This is a genomic window from Shewanella sp. SM55, assembly GCF_025654025.1.
GTDB lineage: Bacteria > Pseudomonadota > Gammaproteobacteria > Enterobacterales > Shewanellaceae > Shewanella > Shewanella oncorhynchi.
In genome coordinates this window covers 1-650 of record NZ_JAKKRS010000040.1, presented here as the reverse complement: position 1 = coordinate 650, position 650 = coordinate 1, and the positions used below count along the sequence as shown (strand labels likewise).

At 48.3% G+C, this 650-nt stretch carries 2 tRNA genes and 1 rRNA gene; all 3 read right to left on the bottom strand.

The features are described from left to right. Positions 1-113: 113 nt before the first annotated feature. Positions 114-189, bottom strand: a tRNA-Ala gene (locus L5L91_RS22600). A 137-nt stretch (positions 190-326) separates the two neighbouring features. Further along, a tRNA-Ile gene (locus L5L91_RS22595) sits at positions 327-403 on the bottom strand. A gap of 70 nt (positions 404-473) precedes the next feature. Then, a 16S ribosomal RNA gene (locus tag L5L91_RS22590) occupies positions 474-650 on the bottom strand; the annotation flags it as partial.

Here is a 650-nt window from a genome sequence, read left to right as displayed (position 1 = left end):
GTTAAAGAGCGGGCTTAAAAAAGCCAAAGATAATTTTTAAGTTTATCTTTGGCATCTCTATCCATAGTGCATATGCCTTATTACTTTGCAATAAAGTCAGAATAAGGTGTAAATGGTGGAGCTATGCGGGATCGAACCGCAGACCTCCTGCGTGCAAGGCAGGCGCTCTCCCAGCTGAGCTATAGCCCCATTTACATGCAGTGCGAGTAAGTAAGATGTTCCAAACCTCTAAAAGGATTGGTTTGCCAATCATTTCTTATCAAGGCGGACAGTGGCGACGTTTAGTTCACTAAACGAGTCACTTTCCAACGCTGAGAAGGAAGGATTGGTGGGTCAGAGTGGACTTGAACCACCGACCTCACCCTTATCAGGGGTGCGCTCTAACCAGCTGAGCTACAGACCCATCTTTTACTCTTTCTTCTATCAAGCAAATCTGTGTGAACACTCAACAAACATTAAGTTAGTCGTATAGGTAAGGAGGTGATCCAGCCCCAGGTTCCCCTAGGGCTACCTTGTTACGACTTCACCCCAGTCATGAACCACAAAGTGGTGAGCGCCCCCCCGAAGGTTAAGCTACCCACTTCTTTTGCAGCCCACTCCCATGGTGTGACGGGCGGTGTGTACAAGGCCCGGGAACGTATTCACCGTGG